A 22,576-nucleotide genomic window follows, 5' to 3' on the forward strand; every position below is an offset into this window, starting at 1 on the left:
AAAGTATAATTAACTGAAGACTTGTGAATTTTGCAGAGTATTAAAAGGAAAAGGTATGTAGATGGGTTATATTTTAACAAAAGAAGATTTTGATCAGGTGATCAGAAATCTCCTGAAATCCTATCGGATATTTGCGCCGGTAAGAAGGAAAGGTGCCGGGAGATTTACAGATGTGGATGCTGTGATCTATGATGAGATCACAGAGGGGACTCAGATAGAACTGGAGGCTAAGTCTGACTATTCGGCCAAGGAGTTTTTGCTGCCTCTGTCCGAGACCCTGTTTTATTTTACCGAGCAGGAAGTCAAGGAAGCAGATCTGGATAAGAGACCAGTTCTCTTTTTCGCCAGAAGCTGTGATCTAAACGCCATAAGGAGGACGGACCAGATCTATCTGGCAAACGGTGACGCAAGGGATCCTTTCTATCAGAGGAGACGGGATCTGATAAGGTATGTCCTGATCGGATGTCCACAGTCCTATGAGAACTGCTTCTGCGTTTCCATGGATTCAAACAGATGGGATGGAGATTATGTTTTCTCAGTAGAGTACTCCGATGGACAGATCCGATCGGATGTAGCCGATGACAGCTTTGATGGCTTTTTTGCTCAGGTCTCTGGACTGGAAAAGGCAAGCGTCTCGCCAGCCTATGTTACGGAGAACAAGGTAAAGGTCGATATTCCTGACCAGATACCGGCAAGTGTGATAAAGAGCGATCTCTGGGATGAATACACTACCCGCTGCATCAACTGCGGCAGATGCAATTTCGTCTGTCCTACCTGTACCTGCTTTACAATGCAGGATGTCTATTATTCAGACAATGGCAGGGCAGGAGAAAGACGCAGGGTAGCGGCATCATGCATGGTAGACGGTTATACCGATGTGGCCGGAGGCGGATCCTACCGCAAGAAAAACGGAGAGAGGATGCGTTTCAAGGTTCTGCACAAGATATCAGATTTCAAGAAGAGATTTGGATATCAGATGTGCGTTGGCTGCGGCAGATGCGATGATGTCTGCCCGGAGTACATATCCTTTACCAATATCATCAAAAAGGTAAGCAGGGAAAGCAGGGAGGTGGAGTCATGACGAGTACTAATCCTTATCTTCCATTCACATCTGAGATACTTGATGTGATAAAGCATACAGTCAAGGAATATACCTTCAGAATGGCCTTTCGTGGTGATGTGCGCCCGGGGCAGTTCTTCGAGGTCTCGATGCCTAAGTATGGAGAGGCTCCTATCTCTGTGAGCGGGATAGGTGACGGCTTTGTGGACCTTACTATAAGAAGGGTCGGCAGGGTTACAAATGAGGTCTTTGAGAAATACAAGGGCAGTTCTCTTTTCCTGAGAGGACCATACGGCAATGGATTCGATGTGGACCTCTACAGGGACAGTGAGGTCGTTGTAGTAGCAGGTGGTACAGGAGTTTCTCCGGTGAGAGGGGTGATCCATGCCATAAGCCAGATGCCTGATGCAGCGGATAAGTATGTGATCTGCGGCTTTAAGTCGCCGTCGGATATGCTCTTTCGGGATGATCTTAAAGACTGGGACAATAAGCTTAATCTGATACTGACGGTTGATTCGGCGCCGGAGGGATATGCAGGAAACACAGGGCTTGTGACGAAATATATAGCTGACCTGTCTCTTAGGGATCCGTCGAAGGCTAAGGCAGTCGTAGTCGGACCACCTCCTATGATGAAGTTTACCATAATAGAGCTTCAGAAAAAGGGATTTAGGGATTGCAATATAACTGTCTCTCATGAGAGAAAGATGTGCTGCGGCCTGGGCAAGTGTGGCCACTGCAGGGTTAACGATACCTATATCTGCCTTGACGGGCCGGTGTTTAACTACGAAAAGGCAAAGAATTTTGCGGATTAAGGGAGGCATTTGATGGGAAATCTTGATGTAAATGTACCAAAGCTTAAGAAAAACGCTTTTCGCTATTCCAAGGTCCGCGGAGAGACAGCCTCTAGAATAAGGATCCCCGGAGGAGTGATCGATGCTAAGTCTATGGCCAGAGTAGTGGAGATAGCTGAGAAGTACGGGACAGGAGAGATCGATATAACAAACCGCCAGGGCATAGAGATACCTGGAATAAGACTTGAGGATGTGGATAAGGTAAATGCCTGTGTCCAGGAGATAATTGATGCTCTTCATATAAACCAGACCGAGAAGAAAGCCGGTTATCCTGCATCCGGGACCAGAAATGTGATAGCCTGTCCGGGAGCCAGGCTTTGTCCATTCGGCTGCTATGACACTACAGCCTTCGCCAAAAGGATGGAGAAGGAGATCTATCCTAACGACCGTCATGTAAAGGTGGCTTTTACGGGCTGCTCCAATGACTGTGCAAAGGTAAGGCTTGCCGATTTCGGGGTGATGGGTATGACAGAGCCTCAGTATGATAAGGATCGCTGTGTTGCTTGCGGAGCCTGCGTGAACTATTGCAGGAGACGTTCCGTCGGAGCTCTTTCTCTGGTAAATGGCAAGGTAGTAAGGGATACAGCCAAATGCATAGGCTGCGGAGTATGTGTGACCTACTGTCCTACAAGAGCCTGGACCAGGAGCAGAGAACACTATTTCAGACTTGTTCTCCTGGGACGCACAGGCAAGAAGAATCCGCGTCTGGCCGAGGACTTCATCAAATGGGCAGATGAGGAAAGCATCATAAAGATAGTAAAGAATACCTATGCCTATATAGAGGAATACATAGATCAAGATGCAGTAGAGCACAAGGAGCATATAGGCTACATAGTGGACCGTACAGGCTTTGACGAATTCAGGAAATGGATCTTCGAGGGAGTTGAGCTGGGGCCAAAGGCAGAGGTAAACGAGAGGGTTTACTGGGGCGGAAGACACTATGACAGGTACGGCGGATAAATATCATCCGAACAGATACTGCAGGTCTGCTGACAAGCGGGCCTGTTTTTTTAGAAAAAGAAGCTGTCAATTTCACTTTCTCTTGTGGTAAAATGTGGCTGAATAGATAAGGAGGTAGCCAAATGCATAATAAACCGGATCCTAAGGATATGATAAAAAAGGGCAGAGGCTTTTTTGCAGAGTTTCGGGAGTTCATAACGAAGGGAAATGTGATGGATATGGCTGTCGGCGTGATTATCGGGGCAGCATTCCAGAATATCATCAATTCACTTGTGAATGATATACTGATGCCTGTGATATCAAAGGTCACAGGCGGAGTGGATTTCACGAACTGGTTTATAAGCCTTGACGGAAGTCATTACAAAACGCTTGCACAGGCAAAGAAGGCAGGAGCAGCAACCGTAAACTACGGAACCTTTCTTACCTATGTGATCAACTTCATTCTGATGGCTCTTGTGATCTTCGTAATGGTAAAGATCGTAAACAGGATCCGGACCACAGTCGAGAGGGAAAAAGAGGCTTCTGCCCCGGACACAAAGGAATGCCCGTATTGCAGAAGCCGTATACCGATCGCTGCAGTAAGATGTCCTTACTGTACATCCGAGATAGAATAGCTCTTATTCAAGAGTCAGGAGCAGTGCCATCTTGAAGCGCTTTGTAGCCTTTACGAAGTGCCTGCCCTGCTTTGCGAAGTGGAAGTTTTCTCCAGCCTTTATAGGGTGCTCCTTACCCTCGTAGCCGATCAGGCCACTGCCATCGAGTGCAAAGATCAGGGCCTCGCCAGGGGCTGCATGCTCAGGCAGGGAGCAGCCCTCGTCAAAGGACATTACGACAAACTTCATTTTGTCATTGTTTACTATATCCATATTTACGATCCGTCCTGATGCATAGGGAACCAGATCAGCGAGCTTAAACACCTCGCCAGCCTTTATCATATCATTCATTATCTCTTTCCTCCTGATAGAAACTTCTGTATATACCGCGCCGCCTGAGCTTCTCATTCCAACCGGCTGCTCAGTGGCAGTAAGTATGCATTCGCCGGCGGTAAGCTCTTTTGCTCCGCCTTTTCCATAGACCTCCATACTGCCGGAGGCTACTATTATCAGCTTGTGATAGGAATATATCTCGGCGCTGATATCAGTGTTTTCTCCCAGTGAGAAATAGCTGATATCGAACAGACCATTGTAGACAGATTTCGAGATTGTGCAGCCCCTTACAGGCTCGTTATCTGCTGCGATCGAGAAGACCTCACCTGTCTTTTCTTTGAAATCACTCATTGTCTTACCTCCTTTCCATATCTGGATTCTAATACAAGGAGAAAAGAAAATATGTTGTAAAAGCAACAAGAGCAGAAGAAGGGCCATTTGACAGAGTTATTAAAATCATGTAAACTACATAGGCTAGTTTAACCGATTAAAGAAGTAAAGGAGTTTGCATGAGTACAGCGCAGATCGGCATGTTTGTCACCATGGTAGTCTATCTGGTGGCTATGATAGGAATGGGTGCCGCTTTTTCGAAAAAGAACAGGACAGTAGGAGATTTTTATCTGGGAGGAAGGAAGCTGGGACCATTCGTAACAGCTATGAGCGCAGAGGCAAGCGATATGTCGAGCTATCTGCTGATGGGCATACCGGGCCTTGCCTATCTGTCGGGAATAGCAGATGCCGGATGGACTATTATAGGACTGGCTACCGGTACATATCTCAACTGGCTTATTACAGCAAAGCGCATCAGGAGATATACTGAGGCGACAGGCTCTATCACAGTGCCGGCCTTTTTTTCAGACAGATATGCTGACGATAAGAATATCCTGACACTTATCTCGGCCATAATAATCGTAATCTTTTTCGTTCCATATACAGCAAGCGGCTTCGCAGGCTGCGGCAAGCTGTTTGCAAGCCTTTTCAACACTGACTACCATATAGCCATGATAGTAAGCGCCTGCGTTATCATCGGATATACAATGCTTGGAGGATTCCTTGCCGCATCTACGACTGACTTTGTACAGAGTATCATCATGTCGGCAGCTCTTATCATTATCCTGATCTTCGGCTTTGAAAAGGCAGGAGGTCCGGTTGCAGTCCTTGATAATGCGAAGGGACTGGCCGGCTATTTCTCAATGACAAGGACACATAATGCAGTAAGCAAAGCAGCGGAGCCCTATGGCTTCATCAGGATCATATCGACACTAGCCTGGGGACTTGGATATTTCGGAATGCCTCATATACTGCTGCGTTTCATGGCAATAGAGGATGAAAGGAAGCTTTCGCTTTCTAGAAGAGTTGCAACGATATGGGTGCTTATATCCATGGCCGTTTCAGTCTGCATAGGTATAGTAGGACTGGGAATGTCTGCAGAGGGAGAGATACCTAAGCTTGTCGGATCCGATTCAGAGACTGTCATAATAAAGATCTCTGATCTGCTTGCACGTCATGGTTTAGGATTTGCGATGATAGCGGGAATAGTTCTTTCGGGAATACTGGCCTCTACTATGTCTACGGCAGATTCGCAGCTGCTTTGTGCCTCTTCGTCGATCTCATCGGATATACTGGTCAAGTGCTTCCATGCAAGGATTTCTGAGAAGAAGCTTATGGCAATAGCAAGAGCCGCTCTTGTCGGGATCGGAATAATAGGAGTGGCGCTGGCCTGGAATCCGAACAGCTCTGTATTCCAGATCGTAAGCTTCGCATGGGCTGGCTTCGGGGCTACATTCGGACCGGTCATGATCCTGGCACTTTTCTGGAAAAGATCAAATAAGAATGGTGCTCTGGCAGGACTTGTTTCCGGAGGCATAATGATCTTTGTCTGGAAGTTTGCGATACGTCCTCTCGGAGGAGCATTTGATATATATGAGCTTCTGCCGTCATTTGCCGTGGCGCTGCTGTTTGATATCATAGTAAGCCTCTGCACAAAGGCTCCTGATAAAAAAATTACAGAGGTCTTTGAAAAAGTTGACTCTATGTCTTGAAATCTGAGGCTGAATAATATATGCTGATAATATGACCCGGGGCGCTGCATGAGCAGCTGAGAAATATACCCGAGGACCTGATCCGGATAATGCCGGCGTAGGGAGCGTCATATAAAGGTGCTTTTATGCGGATATCCTGATCAGAGGATATCCGTTTTTATATTGGAGGAAAGATCAAATGTACACAACCCAGATGGACGCAGCAAGACAGGGAATAAAGACTCCTCAGCTTATAAGAGTCGCCGAGAAGGAGCATATGAATCCGGATGCTCTGATGGAGCTTGTGGCAAAGGGAGTGGTCGTGATCCCGGCAAACAAGGCTCATAAATGTCTTGACCCGGACGGGATCGGGTCATCCCTTACTACAAAGATAAATGTAAATCTAGGTATATCAAGGGATGTGAAGGATTATGATATAGAGATGGAAAAGGTGAAGGAGGCTGTAAGGCTCGGAGGAAATGCTATAATGGATCTCTCCAGCCACGGCAATACCCAGCCATTCCGCAAGAAGCTTACAGCAGAATGTCCTGTCATGATCGGCACCGTGCCTGTATATGATGCAGTCATCCATTATCAGAGAGACCTGAATACACTGACGGCAGAGGATTTCATCGATGTTGTGAGACTTCATGCAGAGGATGGCGTGGATTTTGTCACACTTCATTGCGGAATCAATAAGAAGACCTTAGAGCAGATCAAAAACGGTAAGAGAAAGATGAACATCGTAAGCCGTGGAGGATCACTGATCTATGCCTGGATGTCGATGACAGGTGAGGAGAATCCGTTCTACTCACACTTCGATGAGATCTGTGATATCTGTGCAGAGCATGATGTGACTATCTCTCTTGGTGATGCATGCAGACCGGGATGCCTCGCTGACGCGACAGATATAAGCCAGATAGATGAGCTTATAAGGCTGGGCGAGCTGACGCAGAGAGCATGGGAGAAAAATGTCCAGGTAATGGTAGAGGGACCGGGACATGTACCTATGGATCAGATAGCTGCAAATATGAAGGTGCAGCAGACCATCTGCAAGGGAGCGCCATTCTATGTGCTGGGACCTCTGGTGACGGATATTGCTCCTGGCTATGACCATATCACAGCAGCTATAGGAGGGGCTATAGCAGCTATGAACGGAGCCTCCTTCCTCTGCTACGTGACACCGGCAGAGCATCTTGCTCTTCCGAATGTCGATGATGTAAGGGAAGGCATCATCGCGTCACGTATAGCAGCTCACGCAGCTGATATAGCAAAGCATCTCCCTCATGCAAGAGATATAGATGACAGGATGGCAGATGCCAGAAGGGTCCTGGACTGGGACAAGCAGTTTGAATGTGCTATGGATCCAAAGACAGCAAAGCAAATCCGCGACAGCCGCCTGCCTGAGGATGATCATTCAGATACCTGCTCAATGTGCGGAAAGTTCTGTGCTGTAAGGTCTATGAACAAGGCACTGGCCGGAGAGACTATAGATATTCTGTAAGAAGGTATATAGGATGCACCATTTGTACCGGGGTACAGATGGTGCATTTTTATGGAAAATTATATAAATAAGGTTTGCCATTGACGGGGATAACGGTTATAATAAATACTAGATTTTTGTCTGAAAACGATTTAGGAGGTCGCAATGAATATAGTATGCCTTGACATGGAAGGTGTTTTGGTGCCGGAGATATGGATAGCCTTTGCGGAGAAGACCGGGATACCGGAATTTCGCAGGACCACCAGGGATGAGCCGGATTATGACAAGCTTATGAAGTACAGGATCGATCTTCTGAAGAAGCATGGTCTGGGACTTAAGGAGGTTCAGGATGTTATAGCAGAGATCGAGCCGCTGGAGGGAGCAAGGGAGTTTTTGGATGAGCTGAGAGCGCTCACTCAGGTGATCATTCTTTCCGATACCTTCGAGCAGTTCGCGACACCGCTTATGAAGAAGCTTAACTGGCCTACTATATTCTGCAATACTCTTGAGGTATCAGAGAACGGCGAGATCACAGACTATCATATGAGAGTCGAGAATTCCAAGCTCACTACTGTGAAGGCTCTTCAGTCTATAGGCTTTGATACGATAGCAAGCGGGGACAGCTTTAATGATCTGGGGATGATACAGGCGAGCAAGGCTGGCTTTCTCTTCCGCAGTACCGATGCGATAAAGGCAGAGTATCCGCAGATTCCGGCGTTCGAGACCTTTGACGACCTGTTTGGCGCGATAAAAGACAGCCTGTAAACGGGGGGGGTATTCCTGGAAGTACTTGGAGGGTTTTATGGCAGATACGAACAGGGAGAATAGGGGGAAAAAGCTTATAGGATTAAGGAAGAAGACAAAAACAGCAAAGACCGTGGACAGAAGGAAGAGTCTTAAGGGGCTTTCTCCGAAGAAAAGGACAGCTGCTAAGAAGTCCGGTCATCTTTTTAATAAGAAGACCAGTGGCAGAAAAGCAGAGAAAAAGGCCGAAAGGGTAATATCCATAAGGACCAAGCTGATACTGCTTATCATACCGGTTACTGTAGCTATAGTAGCCCTGCTTGTAATAGTATCAGCTCAGATGTCAAAAAAGAGAATGAAGGCCATGTCGGAGGCTCAGCTTGATTCGTCGATCGCGAATCAGGCAGACAGCATAGAGGCCTGGCTCAAGCAGAATCTGGAGTTCTTCTCAACTGCAAAGACCGCTATAGAGGCAGCCCAGCCTAAGACACCTGACCAGCTGAAGGACCTGCTCAATGTATATTACGGGCAGAATAAAAGCTGTCCTAACGGACTTTATGTGGCGGGATCAGACGGGAAGTATTTCAAGGCGACCAAGTCTAGTCTTGCCTTTGCAGATGTTGCCAATACCACCTGGTACAGACAGGGCCTTACCAGAGTCAATATGGACTATGGTTCTGCATATATGGATATGGCTGGTAAGTATGTGGTATCGGCCTCTGCACTCTTAAATGATGGGTCTGGAAAGCTGCGTGTCATATCGGCAGATGTATCGCTTGACAGGATAAGCACCATTGTAAACTCAGGGACCAGAATGAAGGGAGCCAATTCCTTCCTGGTTGATTCAAGAGTAGGTACTATTCTTTCTTCACCGAAGTATTCACTTGCCGGGACCAATATCAACAAGTCGAATGATCCGCTGATAAAGGGCGTGGCGGAAAAGATAAAAAAGCATGATCTAGAGGCTGGCACGATAGATGACAAGCTTGTTGAGATGAGAAGTATAAGTGATACGGACTGGGTTCTGGTATCATATGCTCCTATGAGTCTTATCATGAAGGAGGTCGCTTCACTCGGGAGAACTCTTGCCATACTTGGAGTGGTCGCTCTTGCCATACTTGTTGTAATACTGCTTACGGTGGTAAACGGCATCTTTGCCCCTATTTCCGGTATCACCAGAAGCATCACCAATATGACCGAGGGTGACTTTACCATCAAGGTGGATAAGACCTCGCATGACGAGATCGGAGCCATGTCGGGAAGCATCGGAAGGTTTATCGACAGGATGAGAGGAATGCTCTCATCGATAAGCTCTGAATCTGATAAGCTTAAAAGCCAGTCAGAAAACAGTGACAAAGTCTCAAAGGATATGTTGCGTGAGTCCACCTCACAGACAAAGGAGATGGAGAACCTGAATCAGACAGTTGATTCGCTGGCGCTTGCAGTCAACAATATTGCTGAATCCGCGACCACACTGGCCCAGGTGGTTTCCGATACCAAGGAGGATTCAGACAAGACAAATGAAGCGATGGACAATACCGTCCGTATCGCAAGGCAGGGTCGGGAGGATATAAGAAATCTCGGAACGGCAATGGACGAGATAAGGGAATCAAACCAGTCTCTTGTCGAGTCGGTAAACCAGGTCGGAGATGCTTCTAAGCAGATCACCAGGATAGTAGGCCTGATACAGGAGATAGCGGACGAGACCAACCTTCTGTCTCTGAATGCTTCTATTGAAGCAGCAAGAGCAGGAGAAAGCGGAAGAGGCTTCGCTGTCGTAGCTTCTCAGATAGGAAAGCTGGCCAATAATTCAGGAGAGAGCGCTGCCAGCATAAGCAAGCTTATAAACACAGTATCCGAACAGATAAAAGAGGTAGTGGAAAGGGCAGACCAGTCTTACCAGGCAATCGAGAAGAATGCCGGCCTTATCGATAAGACAGTTGAGAGCTTTGACGAGATCTATAAGAATATAGGTCAGTCAAGCAGAAGACTGACAAGAGTCGTTGAAAATATCAGAAAGGTCGAGGATGTGGCGTCAAGCGTAGCAGCCATCTCAGAGGAGCAGGCTGCAAGTACGGCAGAGATCCAGACTACATCCAGGGAGATCGTGGAGCATGCGCGCTCGATCACTAGATCAAGTCAGGATGTGGCTGAGAACTCAAGAGAGCTTTCTGACACCTCAAATGCTCTTGCAGGCTACGTATCGAAATTCAGGATTTAAGGAGGCAAAGATTATGATAAGATATAAGAAATTCTTTTCTCTCCTTACTGCTTTATGTCTGACTGCGGGACTGACCTGCTGTGGATCAGCAGATAATGACTCAACGACTGATGTGACAAGCAGCAAAAAGATTCTGGTCACCATCTCGGATTCGAGGAACGGTACCAGAGGAGATTTCGAGAAGGCCATAAGGAAGGAAGGCAAGGCAGCCGGATATGATATTACAGTACAGCAGACTGCAGGAGTCTTAGACACCCAGATCAAACAGCTGCGTAATGCAAAGCAGCATAAGTTTGGCGGGGTGATCTGCTGGGCGGATGATCCGGATGCTGCAAAGCAGCTTGAGATAGCTGCCAACGGACTACCGATAGTTTTCGTAAACAGCCTTCCTGATGAGGATGCTCTTACCCAAGGCTCATATGTCTATGTGGGAAGTGATGATCAGAAGGCAGGTCAGGATCAGGCCTCTTACGTCTACGATAAGCTTGGAAAGCCAGATAAGCTGAACCTCCTCATGATGAAGGGCAAGAAGGATGCTGATTCGACCGGGAGGAGAACAGACGCAGTCAGGAATTATCTTACCGATCATGGCTGTCAGGTGAATATCGTCTTCTCTGATTTCGCTGACGACAGTACGGATACAGCCTACAGCCTGATGCAGCGCTTCAGGACGACAGGACAGAGCTTCGATGCGGCTATCTGCAATGATGATGCAATGGCGCTTGGAGTCATAAGGTATATGCAGGAGAACGGCCTGTCTACAGACCAGATACCAGTATGTGGCATAGATGGTTCAAAGGATGCGCTTGCATCGATCAAATCAGGCGGAATGTCCTTTACCGATATGCAGCAGACTACAAAGACTGCCAGAGCCTGCATTGATGCGATCGGAAGGATCAAATCTGGAGGCACTATAAATGGCCTTAGCGGAGCATCAGAGGATGGAAAATATATCTGGATCCCTTATCAGAAGGTTACTGCTGATAATGTAGATAAGATCAGATAGTAAGGAGGCAACCTATGAGATCAGGAACAAAGGAAAGCAGGTTTTCACAGATTATCATTGCGGTGCTTGCGATCATACTTGGAGTTTTATGTGTCGCCAGGCCGGATAAGGCGGCGGGCTTTATAGTAAGCGCAGTCGGCCTTATAATACTCATAGTAGGGATCGTGATGATAGTTTCAAAGCTTAAGGATAATAATCTGAGAGTTCCGGCTATTATCCTTGGCGCAGTCATAGCTACTATAGGAATCTTTATCTTCACGCATCCGGATCAGACAATATCTCTTATCTTCATAGCCTTTGGCGTGCTTCTTGTAGCAGATTCCATTCAGGGGATAACCTCAAGCATGGTAATAAAGGAAGCCGGGGGTCCATGGAGCATATCCCTTACTATGGCTCTTATTAGCTTCGTATTCGGTGTGATCTGCTTTATGGCTCCGAAGTTCTTTCCGACGCTTAGCTTTGTGATCATAGGGATAATGCTTATCTACGATGGAGTCACATCCATTTATTCGTCTATAAGGGCGGGCAGAGCGGATAAGTCAGTTGTCGATTCTCATATAGTTGATGAAAAGGACATCTGATATTTCAAAGGAAATGATAAATTGAGAACCATGGAATTCAAAATGGAGAGGACAGGTCTGTTAAAGGTGGGGGACCGTCTTCCCGTAACAGAGTCAAAGCTTCCGAATTCCTATTATTATACTCTGGGAAGGTCTTACGCTATGTCGGCTAACTATACGACACTTGAGAGACTTAAGTCACGAGAGGGTCTGGTAAAGGATATCAGAAAGACTCCCAAAGGGTATTTTGTCACTGTGGAATTTCAGGAGGATGAGACTAGAAACGAGAAGTAAATGAGGTATCTACCAGTTGAAGAACTCACCCGCGGCATGATTTTAGGGCAGGAGATGTATGATCCTGCCGGACTGATGCTTCTGGCGAGACATACAGAGCTTGACGACCAGACAATCGGGATAATAAGTCGTACCGGAGTACCGGGCGTTTATATAGAGGATGAATTCTCCAGAGATGCTGAAATCCGTGATGTGATCTCTTCAGAGGTCAAAAAGTCTGCACTTCAGATAGTTCATGACGTATTTATCCGTGCAGAGCAGGGAGAGACCGTTGATGAGGAAAGGATAGCTTCGATCGTATCCCAGATCACGCGTCAGGTCATAGAGGACAGGGATGTCATCTGCAATCTTGTAAATGTGCGTGCATATGACGGATATACCTATTTCCATTCGGTGAATGTGGCTGTTCTGGCAGGTGTTCTGGGAGCGAAGCTTGGTCTTAGTGAGGCGGAGCTTAATGACCTTATTACTGCCGGCTTTCTCCATGATGTAGGCAAGGTCTTTATCGATATAGATATTATCAATGCTCCTAGAAGGCTTACGGCCGAGGAGAGAGAAGTCATAAAGGCTCATCCCGGAATGGGGTATGAGTTCCTGAGGGACAATTACAGCTTTGATCAGGATGTGCTTCTGGCCGTATATGAGCATCATGAATGGTTTAATGGTGAGGGATACCCGAGAGGGATCAAGGGTGATCAGATCACCTTACCTGCAAGGATCCTTAAGGTGGCGGACGTATATGATGCTATGACGGGGAAGAGAAGCTACCATGACCCGTATCTGCCAAGTGATGTCCTTGAGTACATAATGGGACGGGATGGAATGGAATTTGACCCTGACGTCGTGGCTGTAATGAGCAGGGAGCTCTGTCTCTATCCTGTCGGATGTGAGGTGGAGCTGTCTGACGGCAGGAGAGCTCTTGTGATTGAGAATCATAAGGGAGCCATACAGAGACCTAAGGTCAAGATATATGACAGCGGAGAAGAGATAGATCTTGCTTCAGACAGGAAGTCATGGAACCTTACAATAGTAAAGCTGTTTTTATGAGGAATGAATGAATACCCAGGGTGCAAACGAGATAGATCTGCTTCTGGCCGAGAGCTTCAAAAAGCTGGCGAGGACACATCAGATCGAAAAGATCACAATCAGACAGATCACGGATGAGGCCGGGGTGATAAGACCAACCTTCTATAATCACTTTCAGGACAAGTATGAGCTTCTGGAGTGGATCATAAGAAGGGAGCTTATTGATCCGATAGAGCCGCTCCTTGATAACGGAATGCTTAAGGAGGCACTTATCCTTCCTCTCACTACTATGGAGAAGGATAAGGAATTCTATACAAGAGCTGTAAATCTTGAGGGACAGAATTCCTTCTCGGAGACACTGAGAAAGGCCATATCTGAAATGTCCCTTAAGCGTCTGAACCGGAAAAAAATAGAGGAGCTTCTGCCATACAAGAAGTGGCTTACTGCTGAGAGGGTGGCGGATTATTTCAGCGCGGCCTTATGCTATGCAGTGATCGAATGGGTAAAGGACGATATGAGAGTGCCGATGAATGAGCTGGTTGATATTTTTATCTATATTGCCAGCCATTCTCTGACGGAAATCATTTCAAATCTGTACCAGTAGACGGTCAGATATCACTTCTATTACAAATCGTAAAAAGTGTATCGCTCTTATCTACACGCGAAATAGAATGAATATTTAATAAAGCGATACTTTTGGATATAGTATAAAAAAAGCTACTACTGGAGGATTCATGAACTGGTTAGGTAATCTGCTGATCATAGTCGGGATCAGCTTTGATATATATGCGGCAATGGAGATCCGCGGAGCCATGCTCGCGAGGATCAAGCCGAAGGCGCTTATACTTGCAAGTCTTATCATCACTCTCATACAGTGCGTATTTTTCTTTGGGGGATTCTTTATTTCATACGGCCTTATAAGCCATGATCAGATGGCGGCAGCCAATGCCAGACCGCTCGGGAATACTCTTGCCGCGATCATATTTTTTGCACTTGCAGTCAGGCTTATACATAAGGCCATAAGGCATGAGGAAATAGAAGAGAAAAGAGAAGAGATGAGCCTTAAGACCTATTCTCTTATAGTGCTTGTCGGAGCGGTTTATACTCTCTTTGCAGGACTTGCCTGCGGTCTTACCGAGTCGAATATATGGCTTATGCTGATAACGATAGTCGTATCTACAATTGTTGTTGTTTCAGCCGGCGTCTACACCGGATACAGATATGGCTTTGCATCAAGACCCAGGGTATATCTGTCAGGAGCAGCCCTTCTGATTATCGCCGGGGTCTGGTCTATTATAAGGTCTGTAATATCATGAAGAAAAGAACAGAAGAAATACTAAAGCGGCTGGACGGAGTTTACGGCAGAGATATTCCCTGCTATCTGCATTATGAGACTCCGTGGCAGCTGCTTTTTTCTACAATAATGTCAGCCCAGTGTACCGACAGGAAGGTAAACGAGGTAGCAGAAAGGCTCTATAAGAAGTATCCGACCGTAAAGGCATTTGCGGATGCACAGATAGAAGAGCTGGAGCAGGATATAAGAGCGACAGGCTTTTATCATACAAAGGCAAGGAATCTGAAGGCCTGCGCGAGGAGACTGCTGGAGGATTATGACGGCCAGGTACCGCGTACCATAGAGGAGCTTACTTCCCTGCCGGGAGTCGGACGCAAGACAGCAAATGTGATCCGAGGGAACATATATCATGATCCTTCAATAGTTGTAGATACCCATGTCGGACGTATCTCAAGGAGACTGGGACTAACAGAGGAAAAGGATCCTGCCAGGGTCGAGAGGGATCTGATGAGGGAGATTCCAAAAGACCACTGGATAGCCATAAATATCCAGTTCATTGCTCTTGGCAGAAGTATCTGTACGGCCAGATCACCTAAGTGTAATGAGTGCTTTTTAAGCGACATATGTGGTGGTATATAGATCACTTTTCGTTTCGAATCCGGTCAAGCTCTCTTAATACTGTACCCTTTGTCATAAGGTCCATGGACTCTACCTTTTCATAAAGCGCCTCAAACTTATCAGGCATAGAAAGAACCCTGTAGCATTCACCCAGCAGGGTATAGTCAGCGGATACGTCGGACCCAAGTCCTATCGCATATTCTAAGATACAGGAAGCCTTCTGATATTCCTTTTTTTCCATAAAGCATTTGGCCAGATCGCAGAGAAGGACCTCGACACGGTTGAACCTTTCTCCGATCTGCTGCATCTCACCTAGGTTTTTACGACCGTATTGAAGCTTCAGATCAGTGTTTGACATACCGTTAAGGTTAAGGAGCCGACTGGAGGAGAGTTGTCTAAGCTCATCTATAATCATGTCAGCCTCTTCATCCGGATTGTCGTCAAAAAAAGATAGTGGAAATTTTTCCAATGGAATGGTAATATATTGGATAGTGTTCAGATCTCTGGCAGGAGTAAGGTCAGCGTGCCTTTCGTTCTCCCAGAATTCTTCATCGGTCTGCTTTTCCTCAGATTCAAGATGTCTGATCCTAAAAGCAACGAAAAGGATGAATGCCAGGATCGTAAGCGTAAGGACAGGTAGATGTGATATTCTGATAAGTAGTATCATATAATGCCTTTCTTTTTCATAATTGTAGCACTTTTGCCGGAAGGAATAAATAGATGAAAAAATGGTTGTTGGCCGGGGGGTTAACAGCGGGAATCATTATCGGAGGGATATTTTTAAGGACAGAGGATGCTTCCGCTGCCATGCGCATTGCAGACAATGTTTATATAGGCTCGGTAAATGTCTCCGGAATGGATGAGAAGGAGGCGTCTGTGGCTCTTGATCAGTATGCACAGGAGGCAGAGGATAAGAGCATAACATTATCAAGCGGCAAGAAGTCGATTAATGCAAAGTCCTCTGATCTGGGGCTGTCACCGGATCCGGGGGACAGCATCTATCAGGCTTTGAATTACGGCAAGAAGGGCAATCTTCTCGAGAGATATTGCCAGAATAAGGATATTAAAAACGGCAGGAAAAAGGTCTTTGCTCTGGGAACAACAGTTGATACCACAAGGGCCAGGAAGTTTTTAAAGGATAATGAAGACCGGCTTACCAATGAGCCGGTTGATGGTACTCTTTCACACAGGAATGGCAAGTTCACATACGTAGCAGGCAAGAAGGGCTACGAGCTTGATATCGATGCCTCGGTCAAGGTAATAGCTGATTATGCTGCAAAAGGCGAGGAGGATTCTTCCGGTAAGCTTGCGCTTGTGACAGTAGAGAAGGAGCCGAGAGGAAGCGCAAAGGAGCTTTCTTCTGTAAAGGATCTGCTCGGTACCTTCACGACGAATTACTCTGCTTCTACAGCTGCAAGAAAACAGAATGTAGCGAATGGTGAATCAAAGATAAACGGAACGGTACTCTATCCCGGGGATAAATTCTCAGTGGCAAAGGCGCTTAATCCTATGTCAGCAGAGAACGGATACGAAAAGGCTCCATCATATGAGAACGGTACGACGGTCATGACATATGGCGGAGGTATCTGTCAGGTCTCGACTACTCTTTATAATGCAGTGATCAGGTCTGAGCTTACTGTGATAAAGAGATACAACCATTCAATGATGGTGCATTATGTCAAGCCGTCAGAAGATGCTGCCATAGCCGGAGATATAAAGGATTTCCAGTTTGAAAACAGTCTTAAGTATCCTGTCTACATCGAAGGAAGCGCAGATGGCAACAATATCACATTCAGTATTTACGGCAAGGAGACAAGAGAAGCGGGGAGAACCGTGGACTTCGAGAGCAAAACGACTGATACCGTAAAGTACAAGACCAGGTTCACGGCTGACTCGTCACAGCCGGTAGGCTATATCACAAGCACCGGAGATATTCCTCATGACGGACTTAAGGCTGAGCTTTGGAAGATAGTAAAGAAGAACGGACAGGAGGTAAGCAGGACAAGATTCAACAGCTCGGTTTATAAGGCTACAGATGCCACATATTCGGTTGGGACAAAGTCGGATTCGCCGGAGGCCGTGGCTGCCATAAAGGAGGCCATTGCAAGCGGAGATCTTGATAAGGTACGTGCGGCGGCAGCCAAATGGAAGAACGCTGCTCCTGAAGAAAAGGATGACAATACAGATAAGTCTGAGCAGGACAATAAGACAATAAAGAATTCGGATTCAGATAAAGATGAAAAGAACAGTAAGGCTGACTCCGGGAAAGATTCCGGAAAGAATACTAAAAAGATCGGTGATAAGACCTCTCAGGGTAAAAAGAGCTGAGGTCATTCTTGGAAGCAGGATAGGTGAGGACTGCGGAGCTGTGATCTGCCCTCCAGACGAGGTCCTTGTCATGTCGACGGATCCGATCACAGGAACGGCGATAGATATAGGTCATCTGGCCTGTGATATTACTGCAAATGATCTGGCAAGCGCAGGTGCGACGCCGCTAGGCGTACTGCTTACGGTCCTGCTTCCGCCAGGAGAAAGTGAGGATACCCTTCACCAGATAATGCTTGACATAAATGATTCATGCGAAAGACTTGATATGGCCGTAATAGGCGGTCATACTGAGGTGACTGACGCAGTGACAAGGCCGGTGGTCTCAGTTACAGGCGTCGGAAGAGTGAAGAGGCAGAGCATGATTGAGACCTCCGGAGCCGAACCTGATATGGATCTTGTCGTAACAAAATATGTTGGTCTTGAGGGAACAGCTATAATAGCAAAGGAGAAGAGAAGTGAGCTTCTTTCACGCTTTCCTGAGGAATTCGTAAACAAGGCCATTTCCTTTGGCAATATGATATCAGTGGTTAAGGACGGCCTTGTAGCCGCCGGAGCCGGCGCGGCCGCGATGCACGATGTCACGGAGGGCGGCATCTTCGGGGCCCTGTTTGAGATGAGCGAGGCATCAGGCGTCGGTATCTCCGTGGACATCGAAAGGATACCTATAAGGCAGGAAACGGTGGAGATCTGCGACTATTTCGGAATAGATCCATATGGGCTTGTAAGCAGCGGAAGTATGCTGATAGCAGCAAGTAATGGAGCAAGGATAGTTGAAGCTCTTGATGAAGCCGGAATCAGCGCAGCGGTGATAGGACGGACCAATTCCACTAATGAGCGGGTGGTGCATTATGACGGCTCAACGAGATTTCTGGAGCCGCCGGCAGTCGATGAATTCCACAAGGTGCTCGGATAAAGGAGAAAAGGATGCAGGAGAAGATCTTAAATATAATAGAAAAGAACAGCAAGATAGATACAAAGGAGCTTTCGGTCCTGGTAGGTGAGGACGAGGAAGCAGTAAAGGCAAATATAAAGGAGCTTGAGGATAAGCATGTTATCTGCGGTTATCCTACTCTTGTTGACTGGGACAAGGCCGGTATAGAAAAGGTTACAGCACTTATAGAGGTAAGGGTAACCCCTCAGAGGGGGATGGGCTTTGACAGGGTGGCAAGAAGGATCTACAACTATCCTGAGGTAAGCTCTGTTTATCTGATCTCAGGTGGATTTGATTTCATGGTGACGATAGAGGGAAAGACACTGCGCGAGGTCGCTGATTTCGTTTCACAGAAGCTGTCTACCCTTGATTCAGTGCTCTCTACAAAGACCAACTTTATCCTGAAAAAATATAAGGATCATGGCACTATAATGGTAGATGAGCAGAAGAAGGATGAAAGGGTGGAGCTGTCATGAAAAGTCCGGTCAGCAGACAGATACAGGAGATAAAGCCATCAGGTATCAGAAAGTTTTTTGATATAGTAAGCACAATGGACGACGCAATATCCTTAGGCGTCGGCGAGCCTGATTTCGATACCCCCTGGAGGGTAAGGGATGAGGCGATCTATTCTCTTGAACAGGGAAGGACCTTCTATACGTCAAATGCCGGACTCATGGAGCTCAAGGTGGCTATAGCAGAGTATCTTGACAGGAAGTACGACCTGCATTATGACCCGAAGGGTGAGATGATGATGACTGTAGGAGGCAGTGAGGCTATAGACATAGGGCTTCGTGCCATGCTTGATCCCGGTGATGAGGTGATAATACCGGAGCCTTCATATGTATCATATGTGCCATGTACCATTCTGGCAGGAGGAGTCCCTAAGATCATCAACCTGAGGGAGTCGGATGAGTTCCGTCTGACAGCTCAGGAGCTGGAGGATGCGATCACAGAGAAGACCAAGGTGCTTATACTCCCTTATCCTAACAATCCGACAGGAGCCGTTATGGAAAAGGAGGATCTTCTGGCGATTGCTGATGTGATAAGGAAGCATGATATATATGTGATGACAGATGAGATATATTCTGAGCTTACATATCAGATGGATCATGTATCGATCGCTTCCATACCAGGAATGAAGGAAAGGACAGTATATATCAACGGATTCTCAAAGGCCTTCGCGATGACAGGCTGGAGGCTCGGCTATGCATGTGCTCCGAAGGATATCCTCTCCCAGATGCTTAAGATCCATCAGTTTGCTATAATGTGCGCGCCGACCACATCGCAGTACGCCGGTATCGAGGCTGTCCGTCACTGCGACAGAGAGGTCGAGGATATGAAGATGCAGTACAACGAGAGAAGGATCTATGTATTACAGAGATTAAGGGATATGGGACTTTCATGTTTTGAGCCATACGGTGCCTTCTATGTATTTCCATCTATAAGGAGCACGGGGATGAGTTCTGACGATTTTGCGACAAGCCTTCTGAAGACAATGAAGGTAGCAGTCGTTCCCGGAACAGCATTCGGAGAATGCGGAGAGGGATTCATCCGGATCTCCTATGCCTATTCAATGCAGAATCTCAAGGTGGCTCTTGACCGTATTGAGAAGTTTGTAAAAGGGCTTAAGAAGTAAGGCTTATATGAAAGGTAAATCTATAAAACCTATTATTTCGGCCAGGAATCTGGTCCATGAATATTACAGACGTGATGAGGAGGGAAACGTCACAGCGATCGAAAATGCGGTCGATGACGTAAGTCTCGATGTCGAGCCAGGCCAGTTTATATCCATTCTCGGACATAACGGAAGCGGGAAATCGACTCTTGCCAAACATATCAATGCTCTTCTTCTGCCTACTGAGGGCAGCATTTATGTCGATGGAAAGGATACCTCTGCCCCAGAGAATGAACTTCCGGTCCGTGAGGAAGCCGGCATGGTATTCCAGAATCCTGACAATCAGATCATAGCATCTGTAGTCGAGGAGGATGTAGGCTTCGGCCCGGAGAATATAGGTATCCCGACTGACCAGATCTGGGCAAGGGTTGAGAGAGCCTTGAAGGGAGTCGGCATGTGGGAGTACAGGAAGAAGTCTCCAAACCGGCTTTCAGGCGGACAGAAGCAGAGGGTGGCTATAGCCGGTGTGATGGCTATGGAGCCTAAATGTATAATACTGGATGAGCCGACGGCAATGCTAGATCCTGACGGAAGGGCAGAGGTCATAGCGACAGCAAGGGAGCTAAACAAGAAAAAGGGAGTCACTATAATACTGATCACGCATTACATGGAGGAGGTTGTCTTTTCTGATAAGGTATTCGTGATGGATCATGGAAAGATAGTGATGCAGGGGAGCCCGAGGGAAATTTTCTCACAGGCCGACTCACTTCGCTCCTACCATCTCTGCCTGCCTCAGGTCACTGAGCTTGCCTGTCAGCTGAAGGCAGCAGGCCTTAAGGTCCCGGACGGAGTCCTTACCAGGGAAGAGCTGATGTCAGTGCTTACAGAGGGCGGACTTCTTTCTAAGGAGATAGAGGATAAGCCGGAGCAGACCTTTGATAAAAAAGAAAAAAAGCCGATTTCAGACGCAGTCCTTCTATTAGACCATGTCAGCGTAACCTATCAGGATGGAGGCAGCAGTACCAGGGCATTAGAAGACGTTTCCTTACAGATCAACAGGGGTGATTTCCTGGGAATAATAGGACATACCGGTTCAGGGAAGTCAACTCTTATCCAGACCCTGAATGGTCTTATAGCTCCGAGTGAAGGACATATATATTTCAATGGTCAGGATATAGGAGATGATGGCTTCGATAAAAGGGGGCTTAGATCACAGGTCGGAATGGTATTCCAGTATCCGGAGCATCAGCTGTTTGAGGCAACGGTGATAGAGGACGTGAAGTTTGGACCGAGGAATCAGGGACTTAGTGACAGGGAATGCGAGCTTATGGCCTATGAAGCCCTTCAGAGAGTGCATTTCCCTGAGGATTCATATGAGGCCTCTCCTTTTGAGCTTTCTGGCGGACAGAAGAGAAGGGCAGCAATAGCAGGTGTACTTGCAATGAGACCATCTGTTATCATTCTTGATGAGCCGACGGCAGGACTGGACCCTGCAGGCCGTGATGAGATCTTAGGACTCATAAAGGAGATGCATGATAAGTCGGGAGAGACTGTTATACTTGTCTCACACAGTATGGAGGACGTTGCAGACTATGTAGACCGGATCATAGTCGTGGATAAGGGCAGGATAGCTTCTGACGGAACTCCACGTGAGGTCTTTTCAAATGTCAGACAGCTTGAGTCCATGGGACTGGCAGTGCCGTCAGTTACCTATCTTCTCCATGACTTAAGGGCTGCAGGATATCCTGTGGACTGTCATGGGACTACAGTTTCGGAAGCAAAGGAAGAGATACTCAGATGCTCAAGGATATAACTCTCGGGCAGTATTACTCTGCGGATTCAGTGATCCATCGTCTCGATCCAAGAGTAAAGCTCGTTGCAACATTAGTTTTTATAATATCGATATTCGTGGCCAGTGATCCTATAGGATTCGCGATAATTACAATAGCTCTTGCAGCTGTTATCATTATGAGCAGGGTACCCTTTTCCTTCATGGTAAGGGGACTCAGGTCAATAATAGTCCTGCTTTTGATCTGCGGTCTGTTCAATCTTTTCCTTACTCCCGGAGATGCTCTGGTGAAGTGGGGCAAGGTCGTGATCACTGTACAGGGAGTGAGGGCAGCCATACTGATGCTTGTCAGGATGGTCTACCTTATAATAGGGACATCTGTCATGACACTTACCACGACGCCGAATCAGCTGACCGATGGACTTGAGACCGGACTTAGATTTCTGAACTATATACATGTACCGGTCCATGAGATAGCAATGATGATGTCTATAGCTCTCAGATTTATCCCTATCTTAAGTGATGAGACTGATAAGATAATGAAGGCTCAGACAGCCAGAGGAGCTGAATTTGACGGCAAGGGAATAGTAAAGAAGGCAAAGGCAATGGTGCCTCTTCTGGTACCGCTTTTCGTATCTGCCTTCAGGAGAGCCAATGACCTGGCTCTTGCAATGGAGGCCAGATGCTATCACGGAGGAGAGGGCAGGACAAGCATGAAGCCCCTGCACTATATGAGACGTGATGCGATCGCTTACATCCTGATGCTTGTAACAGCGGCGCTTGTTATCTGCTGGAGGGTAATGGGCAGAAGATGAAAATGATCATGACGCCGGGTGTTTTCAAATGAGC

General features: G+C 46.9%; 23 protein-coding genes and 1 riboswitch. Of the genes, 21 read left to right on the plus strand and 2 right to left on the minus strand.

Annotated elements, in window-relative coordinates; all coding sequences use genetic code 11:
• The first annotated feature begins 61 nt into the window (after nucleotides 1–61).
• The 4 genes from asrA to mscL all read left to right on the plus strand — a co-directional run bounded on the left by asrA (nucleotide 62) and on the right by mscL (nucleotide 3,485).
• Complete coding sequence (gene asrA / locus ACTNCK_RS07880; RefSeq protein ID WP_441081956.1) at nucleotides 62–1,081, plus strand: anaerobic sulfite reductase subunit AsrA; 1,020 nt, start codon at nucleotides 62–64, stop codon at nucleotides 1,079–1,081.
• Entirely contained in the window at nucleotides 1,078–1,872 is a 795-nt protein-coding gene (asrB, locus tag ACTNCK_RS07885; protein WP_441081957.1) for an anaerobic sulfite reductase subunit AsrB, read from the plus strand. The genes asrA and asrB overlap by 4 nt, the downstream gene beginning before the upstream one ends.
• Nucleotides 1,873–1,884: 12 nt before the next feature.
• Nucleotides 1,885–2,871, plus strand: a complete 987-nt coding sequence (gene asrC, locus ACTNCK_RS07890) for a sulfite reductase subunit C (protein ID WP_441081958.1) — start codon at nucleotides 1,885–1,887, stop codon at nucleotides 2,869–2,871.
• Nucleotides 2,872–2,993: 122 nt separating this feature from the next.
• Nucleotides 2,994–3,485, plus strand: coding sequence for a large conductance mechanosensitive channel protein MscL (gene mscL, locus ACTNCK_RS07895; RefSeq protein WP_441081959.1), 492 nt, complete (start codon nucleotides 2,994–2,996; stop codon nucleotides 3,483–3,485).
• 3 nt (nucleotides 3,486–3,488) lie between these two features.
• On the opposite strand, the gene ACTNCK_RS07900 is transcribed toward mscL, so the two are convergent.
• A complete protein-coding gene (locus ACTNCK_RS07900; protein ID WP_441081960.1) occupies nucleotides 3,489–4,148 on the minus strand; it encodes a cupin domain-containing protein in 660 nt (219 codons plus the stop codon).
• 158 nt (nucleotides 4,149–4,306) lie between these two features.
• Here ACTNCK_RS07900 and ACTNCK_RS07905 point away from each other — a divergent pair, with 158 nt between their 5' ends.
• From ACTNCK_RS07905 to nth, 11 genes are all read left to right on the plus strand, one after another.
• On the plus strand, nucleotides 4,307–5,839 hold the full coding sequence (locus ACTNCK_RS07905) for a sodium/proline symporter (RefSeq protein WP_441081961.1): 1,533 nt from the start codon (nucleotides 4,307–4,309) through the stop codon (nucleotides 5,837–5,839).
• Nucleotides 5,840–5,866: 27 nt separating this feature from the next.
• A riboswitch (TPP riboswitch) is annotated at nucleotides 5,867–5,961 on the plus strand.
• A 56-nt stretch (nucleotides 5,962–6,017) separates the two neighbouring features.
• Nucleotides 6,018–7,322: a phosphomethylpyrimidine synthase ThiC gene (thiC, locus tag ACTNCK_RS07910; RefSeq protein WP_441081962.1), complete on the plus strand. Its 1,305-nt coding sequence runs from the start codon at nucleotides 6,018–6,020 to the stop codon at nucleotides 7,320–7,322.
• Nucleotides 7,323–7,466: 144 nt separating this feature from the next.
• Complete coding sequence (gene thrH / locus ACTNCK_RS07915; protein ID WP_441081963.1) at nucleotides 7,467–8,066, plus strand: bifunctional phosphoserine phosphatase/homoserine phosphotransferase ThrH; 600 nt, start codon at nucleotides 7,467–7,469, stop codon at nucleotides 8,064–8,066.
• 37 nt (nucleotides 8,067–8,103) lie between these two features.
• Complete coding sequence (locus tag ACTNCK_RS07920; RefSeq protein WP_441081965.1) at nucleotides 8,104–10,266, plus strand: methyl-accepting chemotaxis protein; 2,163 nt, start codon at nucleotides 8,104–8,106, stop codon at nucleotides 10,264–10,266.
• A 13-nt stretch (nucleotides 10,267–10,279) separates the two neighbouring features.
• Nucleotides 10,280–11,272, plus strand: a complete 993-nt coding sequence (locus tag ACTNCK_RS07925; protein WP_441081966.1) for a sugar ABC transporter substrate-binding protein — start codon at nucleotides 10,280–10,282, stop codon at nucleotides 11,270–11,272.
• A gap of 14 nt (nucleotides 11,273–11,286) precedes the next feature.
• Nucleotides 11,287–11,853: an HdeD family acid-resistance protein gene (locus ACTNCK_RS07930; protein ID WP_441081967.1), complete on the plus strand. Its 567-nt coding sequence runs from the start codon at nucleotides 11,287–11,289 to the stop codon at nucleotides 11,851–11,853.
• Between the two features lie 21 nt (nucleotides 11,854–11,874).
• Nucleotides 11,875–12,126, plus strand: a complete 252-nt coding sequence (locus ACTNCK_RS07935; RefSeq protein WP_441081968.1) for a hypothetical protein — start codon at nucleotides 11,875–11,877, stop codon at nucleotides 12,124–12,126.
• On the plus strand, nucleotides 12,127–13,173 hold the full coding sequence (locus tag ACTNCK_RS07940; protein ID WP_441081969.1) for an HD-GYP domain-containing protein: 1,047 nt from the start codon (nucleotides 12,127–12,129) through the stop codon (nucleotides 13,171–13,173).
• Nucleotides 13,174–13,180: 7 nt separating this feature from the next.
• The gene (locus ACTNCK_RS07945; RefSeq protein ID WP_441081970.1) at nucleotides 13,181–13,756 is read left to right on the plus strand and encodes a TetR/AcrR family transcriptional regulator C-terminal domain-containing protein; all 576 of its coding nucleotides are present in this window, start codon (nucleotides 13,181–13,183) and stop codon (nucleotides 13,754–13,756) included.
• A 130-nt stretch (nucleotides 13,757–13,886) separates the two neighbouring features.
• Nucleotides 13,887–14,468, plus strand: coding sequence for a manganese efflux pump (locus ACTNCK_RS07950; protein WP_441081971.1), 582 nt, complete (start codon nucleotides 13,887–13,889; stop codon nucleotides 14,466–14,468).
• The gene (nth, locus tag ACTNCK_RS07955; RefSeq protein ID WP_441081972.1) at nucleotides 14,465–15,085 is read left to right on the plus strand and encodes an endonuclease III; all 621 of its coding nucleotides are present in this window, start codon (nucleotides 14,465–14,467) and stop codon (nucleotides 15,083–15,085) included. The genes ACTNCK_RS07950 and nth overlap by 4 nt, the downstream gene beginning before the upstream one ends.
• Nucleotide 15,086: 1 nt before the next feature.
• On the opposite strand, the gene ACTNCK_RS07960 is transcribed toward nth, so the two are convergent.
• A complete protein-coding gene (locus ACTNCK_RS07960; protein WP_441081973.1) occupies nucleotides 15,087–15,731 on the minus strand; it encodes a hypothetical protein in 645 nt (214 codons plus the stop codon).
• A gap of 53 nt (nucleotides 15,732–15,784) precedes the next feature.
• Between ACTNCK_RS07960 and ACTNCK_RS07965 the strand changes: the two genes are divergently transcribed.
• Genes ACTNCK_RS07965 through ACTNCK_RS07990 form a run of 6 tightly spaced genes read left to right on the plus strand, consistent with a single transcriptional unit; the run spans nucleotide 15,785 to nucleotide 22,542 of the window.
• Entirely contained in the window at nucleotides 15,785–17,392 is a 1,608-nt protein-coding gene (locus tag ACTNCK_RS07965; RefSeq protein WP_441081974.1) for a VanW family protein, read from the plus strand.
• Nucleotides 17,301–18,305 (plus strand): AIR synthase family protein, encoded by a 1,005-nt coding sequence (locus ACTNCK_RS07970; RefSeq protein ID WP_441081975.1) that lies wholly within the window; start codon nucleotides 17,301–17,303, stop codon nucleotides 18,303–18,305. The genes ACTNCK_RS07965 and ACTNCK_RS07970 overlap by 92 nt, the downstream gene beginning before the upstream one ends.
• 11 nt (nucleotides 18,306–18,316) lie before the next feature.
• Nucleotides 18,317–18,799, plus strand: a complete 483-nt coding sequence (locus ACTNCK_RS07975; RefSeq protein WP_441081976.1) for an Lrp/AsnC family transcriptional regulator — start codon at nucleotides 18,317–18,319, stop codon at nucleotides 18,797–18,799.
• Nucleotides 18,796–19,959 (plus strand): aminotransferase class I/II-fold pyridoxal phosphate-dependent enzyme, encoded by a 1,164-nt coding sequence (locus ACTNCK_RS07980; protein ID WP_441081977.1) that lies wholly within the window; start codon nucleotides 18,796–18,798, stop codon nucleotides 19,957–19,959. The genes ACTNCK_RS07975 and ACTNCK_RS07980 overlap by 4 nt, the downstream gene beginning before the upstream one ends.
• Before the next feature lie 7 nt (nucleotides 19,960–19,966).
• On the plus strand, nucleotides 19,967–21,751 hold the full coding sequence (locus ACTNCK_RS07985) for an energy-coupling factor transporter ATPase (RefSeq protein WP_441081978.1): 1,785 nt from the start codon (nucleotides 19,967–19,969) through the stop codon (nucleotides 21,749–21,751).
• Nucleotides 21,736–22,542, plus strand: coding sequence for an energy-coupling factor transporter transmembrane component T family protein (locus ACTNCK_RS07990; protein WP_441081979.1), 807 nt, complete (start codon nucleotides 21,736–21,738; stop codon nucleotides 22,540–22,542). The genes ACTNCK_RS07985 and ACTNCK_RS07990 overlap by 16 nt, the downstream gene beginning before the upstream one ends.
• Nucleotides 22,543–22,576 lie beyond the last annotated feature (34 nt).

This window comes from Candidatus Weimeria sp. HCP3S3_B5, from assembly GCF_052064335.1.
Lineage (GTDB): Bacteria > Bacillota > Clostridia > Lachnospirales > Lachnospiraceae > Weimeria.

Coding starts and splice junctions, on each gene's coding strand:
- asrA (WP_441081956.1), top strand. CDS start 62: ATGGGTTATATTTTAACAAAAGAAGATTTTGATCAGGTGATCAGAAAT.
- asrB (WP_441081957.1), top strand. CDS start 1,078: ATGACGAGTACTAATCCTTATCTTCCATTCACATCTGAGATACTTGAT.
- asrC (WP_441081958.1), top strand. CDS start 1,885: ATGGGAAATCTTGATGTAAATGTACCAAAGCTTAAGAAAAACGCTTTT.
- mscL (WP_441081959.1), top strand. CDS start 2,994: ATGCATAATAAACCGGATCCTAAGGATATGATAAAAAAGGGCAGAGGC.
- ACTNCK_RS07900 (WP_441081960.1), bottom strand. CDS start 4,148: ATGAGTGATTTCAAAGAAAAGACAGGTGAGGTCTTCTCGATCGCAGCA.
- ACTNCK_RS07905 (WP_441081961.1), top strand. CDS start 4,307: ATGAGTACAGCGCAGATCGGCATGTTTGTCACCATGGTAGTCTATCTG.
- thiC (WP_441081962.1), top strand. CDS start 6,018: ATGTACACAACCCAGATGGACGCAGCAAGACAGGGAATAAAGACTCCT.
- thrH (WP_441081963.1), top strand. CDS start 7,467: ATGAATATAGTATGCCTTGACATGGAAGGTGTTTTGGTGCCGGAGATA.
- ACTNCK_RS07920 (WP_441081965.1), top strand. CDS start 8,104: ATGGCAGATACGAACAGGGAGAATAGGGGGAAAAAGCTTATAGGATTA.
- ACTNCK_RS07925 (WP_441081966.1), top strand. CDS start 10,280: ATGATAAGATATAAGAAATTCTTTTCTCTCCTTACTGCTTTATGTCTG.
- ACTNCK_RS07930 (WP_441081967.1), top strand. CDS start 11,287: ATGAGATCAGGAACAAAGGAAAGCAGGTTTTCACAGATTATCATTGCG.
- ACTNCK_RS07940 (WP_441081969.1), top strand. CDS start 12,127: ATGAGGTATCTACCAGTTGAAGAACTCACCCGCGGCATGATTTTAGGG.
- ACTNCK_RS07945 (WP_441081970.1), top strand. CDS start 13,181: ATGAATACCCAGGGTGCAAACGAGATAGATCTGCTTCTGGCCGAGAGC.
- ACTNCK_RS07950 (WP_441081971.1), top strand. CDS start 13,887: ATGAACTGGTTAGGTAATCTGCTGATCATAGTCGGGATCAGCTTTGAT.
- nth (WP_441081972.1), top strand. CDS start 14,465: ATGAAGAAAAGAACAGAAGAAATACTAAAGCGGCTGGACGGAGTTTAC.
- ACTNCK_RS07960 (WP_441081973.1), bottom strand. CDS start 15,731: ATGATACTACTTATCAGAATATCACATCTACCTGTCCTTACGCTTACG.
- ACTNCK_RS07965 (WP_441081974.1), top strand. CDS start 15,785: ATGAAAAAATGGTTGTTGGCCGGGGGGTTAACAGCGGGAATCATTATC.
- ACTNCK_RS07970 (WP_441081975.1), top strand. CDS start 17,301: ATGAAAAGAACAGTAAGGCTGACTCCGGGAAAGATTCCGGAAAGAATA.
- ACTNCK_RS07975 (WP_441081976.1), top strand. CDS start 18,317: ATGCAGGAGAAGATCTTAAATATAATAGAAAAGAACAGCAAGATAGAT.
- ACTNCK_RS07980 (WP_441081977.1), top strand. CDS start 18,796: ATGAAAAGTCCGGTCAGCAGACAGATACAGGAGATAAAGCCATCAGGT.
- ACTNCK_RS07985 (WP_441081978.1), top strand. CDS start 19,967: ATGAAAGGTAAATCTATAAAACCTATTATTTCGGCCAGGAATCTGGTC.
- ACTNCK_RS07990 (WP_441081979.1), top strand. CDS start 21,736: ATGCTCAAGGATATAACTCTCGGGCAGTATTACTCTGCGGATTCAGTG.